Genomic DNA, 6,884 nt, shown 5'->3' on the forward strand with positions numbered 1-6,884 from the left:
GTAACGGGCTTCCCGGAAAGTGGGCTGTGTGAAAGCCCTGTGGCTTGCGCACAGTTTTAAGAAGTGAAGATGGCACTTGCAAACCCAAGAGGTTACAGGCGCTGCTTGGCCAGGGGTTTAGGCACACCACTTGAGGCGCGGGCTGCCAAAGCTTACAACCTCTTGTGCTCAGAACACTCACTGCGGCCCGATCAAGCCATCCACTCTCCAGAGTTCAGGTACAATCCCGGCACGGGGAAAATCTAGCTTGATGCGGGACTGCCACGATTTGCGTTGTGTACCGCCAATCAAACCTACTAGAGCCAATCCCAGAGCCTACCAAGATCATGAGAGAAGGTTTTTATGAAGGTTCCTAGTCTGCGTGGTTTTGTGGTTCGTTTGTGCTTTCCACTGCTCAGCATGGTCGCCCTGGCAAGCCCGCCGGCGGGCCATTACCACTTGCTCAAGAGGGTCGCTGTCGCCGCTGCCCCGGGTGGCGGAGAGTATTTTGACTATCTTACTGTCGATGCTGCTGCGCGCCGAGTCTACCTCTCGCATGGTACCGAGGTTACGGTGGTTGATGCGGATAGCGCTGCCATGGTGGGCACCATTTCTGGTTTGGTACGGTGCCACGGGATAGCCCTGGTCAACGAGCTTGGCAAGGGATTCATTACTGACGGTGACGGCAAGGTGGTCATTTTCGACATGGCGAGCTTAAAGGTCACGGGCGAGGTCAAAACCGAGTCCGACGCAGACGCGATTGTTTACGACCCGGCGTCGAAGCGCATCTTTTCATTCAACGGGGACCCCCACGACCTGACTGTAATCGATCCGGCGAACGGGACTGTGGTGAAGACCATTCCCATGGGCAGTGGTCCGGAGTATGCAGTCGCCGATGGCAAGGGAATGGTTTACAACAACAATGAAGACACGAACGAAGTGGTGGCGATTGATGCACGCGCGCTTACGATACAGGGACGTTGGCCAGTCGCGCCGGCTGGAGGGCCTACAGCTCTGGCGATGGACCGGAAGCACAGGCGATTATTCTCCGCAGGCCGCAACCCCCAGATGCTCGTGGTGATGGATGCACGCAACGGAAAAGTGACCCAGTCGTTCCCCATCAGCGCTGGAGCGGACGCTGCTATCTATGAGCCTGAGACAGGCTTGCTGTTCGTCTCGACACGCGAAGGAATGATTCACATCTTCCACGAAGACTCGCCGGACAAGCTGAGCGAGGTCGAGACGGTCAAGACTGAGTACGGGGCCAAGACCATGGCTCTAGATGCGAAGACCCATAACCTCTACCTGACCACGGCGGATTTTAGTCCGCCTGCGGCTCCTACCGCGCAACAGCCCAATCCGCGGCGGAGGGCTATTCCGGGAACGTTCCGCCTGCTGATTTACGGACACTGAGGGCATCAATGGAACAGCGAATTGTAGGCGGTTCATGCACCTCCACCCACAATTACAAAGACTTAGGAAAGAAGAAATTGCTTAGCGGAGCGGCTGATCTTGGGCGGGTTGTGCCGAAAGGTTTTCCAAGACGACTCCGTAAACCTGTTATTTGCCGCGTGGCACGGTTGCGTTCTCAGCCGTGCCGGAACCCCATGTTTCTGCCGTCCAAACGATGAATGGGGAAAGCACACGCGGATTCCCTCGCTTGGGCTATTGCCGCCGTGGGGCGGGCGTATTTAGAATTGCCAATCCGACTTCGTCATGGGCCAGCTTGTCCATCGCTCGCCGCGGTTACACCTGAAGCTGCGCCGTTCTCCGGCGTGGATGCTGGCTGCGGTGACGCTGTCGCTTTCCGCCTTCGCCCAGGAGCCCAAGAAGGGCTCTGGGGAAGCGCCCGCCGCCCAGGACCGGCCCGTCACCGTCTTCCGCCACCCGGCCAAGTCGCGCTTCTGGATCTCGGGGCAGATTAACATCATCTTCCAGGCGCACCCCTCGTTCCAGGCGCAGTACAGCGGGGCCAACAGCCTGCACGCACGCGGCGAGAACGCCACCTCGCGCCTCGTCACTCTCTACACCGGGGTGCAACTCACCCACACCACCGAGGCCCTCTTCGACGTCGAGAGCACGGGCGGGCGCGGCATCAGCGACGGCCTGGGCGTGGCCGGCTTCACCAACCTGGACGTGGTGCGCAACGCCGGCCTGGGCGCTACGCCTTACATCGCCCGCGTCATGTTGCGCCAGGTCATTCCCCTGAGTAAGGAGAGGATCGAGGCCGGGCGCGATCCTCTGCACCTGCTGCCCGAGCTGCCCCGGCGCCGCCTGGAGTTGCGCGTGGGCAAGTTCAGCATGGCCGACTTCTTCGACGTAAACTCCATCGGCAGCGATAGCCACCTGCAGTTCCTCAACTGGACGGTGGACAACAACGGCGGCTACGACTACGCCGCCGACACCCGCGGCTACACCTGGGGCATGATGTTGGAGTACGACGAAGGCGCGTGGAGCGCGCGCTTCGCCGAAAGCTTAATGCCTAAGGTGGCCAACGGCATCGACCTCGACTGGGACCTGCGGCGGGCGCGCGCCGAAAACGTGGAGCTGGAAGTCCGCAAGAGCCTGCTGCACGGGCGCCAGGGCACGTGGCGCTTCCTCTCCTACGTCAATCACGCCAATATGGGCAGCTACCGCGAGGCCGTGGACGCCTTCCTCGCCGGCATGGATCCGGTTCCCAACATCGGCGCCCACCGCCGCCAGCGCCGGGTGAAGTACGGCTTCGGGCTCAACGCCGAGCAGCAGCTGCCCAAGAGCTTCCGCCTCTTCGGACGCTTCGGCTGGAACGAGGGCAAGAACGAGTCTTTTGCGTATACCGAGGTGAACCAGGCCTTCGAGTTTGGGGGCGACGTCGCAGGGGAGCGCTGGAAGCGCCGCCACGACCGCTTGGGCGTGGCCTTCGTCACCAACGGCATCTCGCGCGACCACCAGCGCTACCTGGCACTGGGCGGGTCGGGTTTCCAGCTGGGCGACGGCAAGCTCAACTACGGGCGGGAGAACATCGTCGAGGTCTACTACACCCTGCATCTGTGGCGCGGCGCCTTTGCCTCCTTCGACCTGCAGCACGTCAACAACCCCGGCTACAACCGCGACCGCGGCCCGGTGATCGTCCCCGCCTTGCGGTTGCACATCGACCTGTAGCACCCTACGCACCGTCAAGACTCAGGTGTGGGCTTCTAGCCCGATTACCAGGGGCCTATTCTGGGCTGAAACCATTGCCTATCGGCACGGGAGCTGTCCACCTCGCTCGGGACGCTCCCTGAATGCGGTATCATGAAGCAATCATGTAAGTCTTGCTTCGGCGATCCATCAGCAAAGACAAGAAGGAGCTGCTCCATGAATCTGAAAGGTAAACTCATGATTGCGTTTCTCGTGGCTGGACTGGCTACCGTGTCAGTCGTCCTGGCACAAGAGAAGAAAATCAAGAGAGAGGATCTTCCTCCCGCCGTCGAGAAGACTGTTGCGGAACAAAGTAAGGGGGCAACCATCAAGGGATTTGCGAAGGAAGTGGAGAAAGGCAAGACCTATTATGAGGTGGAACTAACAGTCAGCGGGCATGGAAAAGATATCTCCATGGATAAGAATGGCAAGATCGTCGAGGTCGAGGAGGAAGTCTCTCTGGATTCGCTTTCCCCCGCCATTAAAGAGGGGCTCGTGAAAGCCGCCGGGGCCGGAAAACTCGACAAAGTGGAATCGCTGACGAAGGATGGAAGACTTGTTGCTTACGAAGCCGTGGTGAAAACGGGAACCAAGCGCTCTGAGATACAAATCGGTCCAGACGGAAAGAAACTGGCCCACCAGGAATGAAATCGCAAGAGGGCTCTTGTTGAGAACGAAGGCTCTCCGAGTGGCGCTTCCAATCTCAGCGGCTGTTCCCCTTCATCTCAAAGCTGTCCTTGACCAACCATTTTGCCGCCCTGCCTTCTCCGATCATCTTCACCATCTCAAACCTCATGTGGTGGTGGTTCATGCTGAAGTTACAATAGTGGTAGGTGGGACCGGCTTCGCGGTAGTTAGGCGGAATCCAGCAGAACAGGGCCAATTGCTGAGAATGGTGCTTTTGAACTGCTCCACGGATGGCATAAGCCTCTGGCCTACTTACAGAAAGCCCTTTGATCTGATCTTCCAAAGGGCCCAAAGGAAAGAATGGTCGGGGAGAGAGGATTTGAACCTCCGACCCCCTGGTCCCGAACCAGGTGCTCTACCAGGCTGAGCCACTCCCCGACGAGGTGGGAACGCGAGAAGGGCGCGGAACAGGCGCATTCCCCTCACAAATTATAGCAAACCGCGGGCTCCGGCCTCGCTCCGCAACGATCAGCAATGATCCGCAGCGATTCGCTTTGCGACGGTTGGGCGGAGGATCGAGGGAAGGCCATCTCGAGGGCGCGGCCAGGGCGGCTGTCGCCACGGTGGTAAAATACGGGTTCTTTCTACAGCGAACGCGCGCTGCCACACGTCCCCAGCAAAGTGAGCACAGGCAGGATGGCATACCGCTTGGCGAAACCGCTCTCCATCACTTACGCCGACGCGGGCGTGGACATCGAGCGCGCCAACCGCACCAAGCAGCGCATCAAGTTTCTGGCGCACAAAACCTTCACTCGCGGCGTGCTGAGCGAGATCGGGGGCTTCGGCGGGCTGTTCGCGCTGGACAAGAAGCGCTACCGCGACCCGGTGTTGGTCTCCAGCGTGGACGGCGTGGGCACCAAGCTGAAAATCGCCTTCGCCATGAAGTTCCATCAAGCCGTGGGCGGCGACCTGGTGAACCACTGCGTCAACGACATCGCCGTACAGGGCGCCACGCCCCTGTTCTTCATGGACTACCTGGCCACGGGGAAGCTCGATCCCGGCGTGGCGGAGAAGATCATCTCGGGGATCACCGAGGCCTGCCGCCACAACAACTGCGCGCTTCTCGGCGGCGAGACGGCGGAGATGCCCGGCTTCTATCCCCCGGGCGAGTACGACCTGGCGGGATTCATCGTGGGCGTGGTGGACCGCGAGCGCATCCTCACCGGAAAGAAAGTCGCGGTGGGCGACATCCTGATCGGCCTGCCCTCCACCGGACTGCACACCAATGGGTACTCGCTGGCCCGCAAGCTGCTGTTTGAAGTGGCCCGCTACTCGCCGGAGAGCTACGTCAACGAGCTCAAGAACAAGGTGGGCAACGAGCTGATGCGGCCGCACAAGAGCTACTGGCCGGTGCTGCGCCGGCTGCTGGAGGCGGACGCGGTCTCCGCGCTGGCCCACATCACCGGCGGCGGCATCACGGAGAACCTGCCGCGCATGTTGCCGCGGGGGACGGCTGCGGTGGTCGAGGTCGGTACCTGGCCGGTGCTCCCCATCTTCCAGCACTTGCAGAAGCTGGGCAACATCCCGCAGGCGGAGATGCTGCGCACCTTTAACATGGGCATCGGGATGGTGCTGGTGGTGCCGCACAAGAAGTTCAAGCGGGTGATGAGCCTGCTGGAGCGCGCCGGCGAGCGCGGCCACACCATCGGGCGCATCGTGAAGGGCGACAGAAAAGTCACGTACTCGTAGCCGCCGGCAGCCGGCGCTCACTTTCCGCCAATGCGAAAAGCTCAGGATTCCATGTTTGCGCGCATGCTGGGCGTGGTGCGGCGGATCCCGCGCGGAAAGGTCTCCACCTACGGCGACATCGCCTACGCCGCCGGCTTCCCCGGCCGGGCGCGGCAGGTGGCCTGGGCGCTGCACAGCTCCCACGGACTACCCTGGCATCGGGTGGTGGGCGCGGAAGGAAAACTCCTGATGCCGGGAGAGTACGGCTTCGAGCAGCGGCTGCGCCTGCAGGCCGAAGGAGTCCGGTTCTCCGGCCTGCGCGTCCGCATGGAGCTGCACCAGCACGCGTGGTTCCGGCGCAAGCGCGCGCTCAAGACCGCCCGCCGCAAGCGCCGCTGACGGTTCCCTTCTCCGCCGCCATCTTCCTCCGTGTTCCTCTGTCCCCTCTGTGGTAAAACCATCCTGCATGGCTGAAAAGAAGAGAATCGGCATCCTGCTCTCCGGCCGCGGGACAAACTTCGAGGCCATCGCGGATTCGGTGGCCGCCGGACGCATTTCGAACGCCGAGATCGCCATCGTGATCTCGAACCGCGCCGAGGCTTTGGGGCTCGAGTCGGCGCGGCGCCGTGGCCTGGAAACGCGCGTCCTCCCCTCCAAGGGCAAGGAGCGCCAGGCACACGACGCCGAAGTCGTCGCCGCACTCAAGGAAAAGCGCGTGGACCTGGTCTGCCTGGCCGGCTACATGCGCCTGCTCTCTCCCTGGTTCGTGCAGCAGTTTCCGCAGAGGATCCTGAACATCCATCCCGCGCTGCTGCCCGCCTTCGCCGGACTGGAGGCGCAGAAGCAGGCCTTCGACCACGGGGTAAAGGTCTCCGGCTGTACCGTGCACTTTGTGGACGAGCAGCTCGACCACGGCGCTATCGTGGTGCAGAAGACCGTCCCTGTGCTCGACAGCGATGACGAGCACACGCTCGCCGCCCGCATCCTGGAGCAGGAACACATCGCCTACACCGAGGCCATCAATCTGGTGCTGGGGGAAAAGTGCACAGTTGCCGGGCGACGGGTGGTTGTGCAGGCTTGAGCGCGGGTTCGCGGCCGGAGCGTCCTAACGGGTCATTCGCCGGAAAAGTGGGCGCCCCAGAAGTCGTTGTCCCCCAGGAATTCCACTCCCATCTCCGTCGCATTGCCGGGGCCGCCCAGACGCCGCCACACGATGCGGACGTGCACACCGCGTTCCTTTTCCGGCCACCAGATGTACACGTTGTCCCCCAGCCGGAAACGGGTTCGGCAGGTCAGCAGGCAGCCGTAACGGCTGAGCGTCAGGGTGTGGGCGGACTCCTCGCGCACCTGGCCTTCCAGGTCGGTCCAACGAAGCATCACGCTCAGGCGCC

The 6,884-nt window shown here is 61.8% G+C and carries 8 protein-coding genes and 1 tRNA gene; 6 read left to right on the forward strand and 3 right to left on the reverse strand.

Annotated features, from left to right (window positions below):
* Positions 1-342: 342 nt before the first annotated feature.
* The 3 genes from VGQ94_00040 to VGQ94_00050 all read left to right on the forward strand — a co-directional run bounded on the left by VGQ94_00040 (position 343) and on the right by VGQ94_00050 (position 3,786).
* Positions 343-1,392: a hypothetical protein gene (locus tag VGQ94_00040; GenBank protein ID HEV2020898.1), complete on the forward strand. Its 1,050-nt coding sequence runs from the start codon at positions 343-345 to the stop codon at positions 1,390-1,392.
* A gap of 303 nt (positions 1,393-1,695) precedes the next feature.
* Positions 1,696-3,120 (forward strand): carbohydrate porin, encoded by a 1,425-nt coding sequence (locus VGQ94_00045; protein HEV2020899.1) that lies wholly within the window; start codon positions 1,696-1,698, stop codon positions 3,118-3,120.
* Between the two features lie 195 nt (positions 3,121-3,315).
* Positions 3,316-3,786, forward strand: coding sequence for a PepSY-like domain-containing protein (locus VGQ94_00050; protein ID HEV2020900.1), 471 nt, complete (start codon positions 3,316-3,318; stop codon positions 3,784-3,786).
* 55 nt (positions 3,787-3,841) lie between these two features.
* On the opposite strand, the gene VGQ94_00055 is transcribed toward VGQ94_00050, so the two are convergent.
* A complete protein-coding gene (locus tag VGQ94_00055) occupies positions 3,842-4,108 on the reverse strand; it encodes a hypothetical protein (GenBank protein HEV2020901.1) in 267 nt (88 codons plus the stop codon).
* 18 nt (positions 4,109-4,126) lie between these two features.
* Positions 4,127-4,203, reverse strand: a tRNA-Pro gene (locus tag VGQ94_00060).
* A 270-nt stretch (positions 4,204-4,473) separates the two neighbouring features.
* Here VGQ94_00060 and purM point away from each other — a divergent pair.
* From purM to purN, 3 genes are all read left to right on the forward strand, one after another.
* On the forward strand, positions 4,474-5,514 hold the full coding sequence (gene purM, locus VGQ94_00065; protein ID HEV2020902.1) for a phosphoribosylformylglycinamidine cyclo-ligase: 1,041 nt from the start codon (positions 4,474-4,476) through the stop codon (positions 5,512-5,514).
* 30 nt (positions 5,515-5,544) lie between these two features.
* The gene (locus VGQ94_00070) at positions 5,545-5,892 is read left to right on the forward strand and encodes an MGMT family protein (protein HEV2020903.1); all 348 of its coding nucleotides are present in this window, start codon (positions 5,545-5,547) and stop codon (positions 5,890-5,892) included.
* A gap of 67 nt (positions 5,893-5,959) precedes the next feature.
* Positions 5,960-6,574 carry a phosphoribosylglycinamide formyltransferase gene (gene purN / locus VGQ94_00075; protein HEV2020904.1) on the forward strand — a complete coding sequence of 205 codons (615 nt, stop codon included), beginning with the start codon at positions 5,960-5,962 and terminating at the stop codon, positions 6,572-6,574.
* A 32-nt stretch (positions 6,575-6,606) separates the two neighbouring features.
* On the opposite strand, the gene VGQ94_00080 is transcribed toward purN, so the two are convergent.
* On the reverse strand, positions 6,607-6,884 hold a 278-nt coding region (locus VGQ94_00080; protein ID HEV2020905.1), incomplete at its 5' end, for a hypothetical protein.

The sequence above is a fragment of the Terriglobales bacterium genome, assembly GCA_035937135.1.
Classification (GTDB): Bacteria; Acidobacteriota; Terriglobia; order Terriglobales; family Acidobacteriaceae; genus DASYVL01.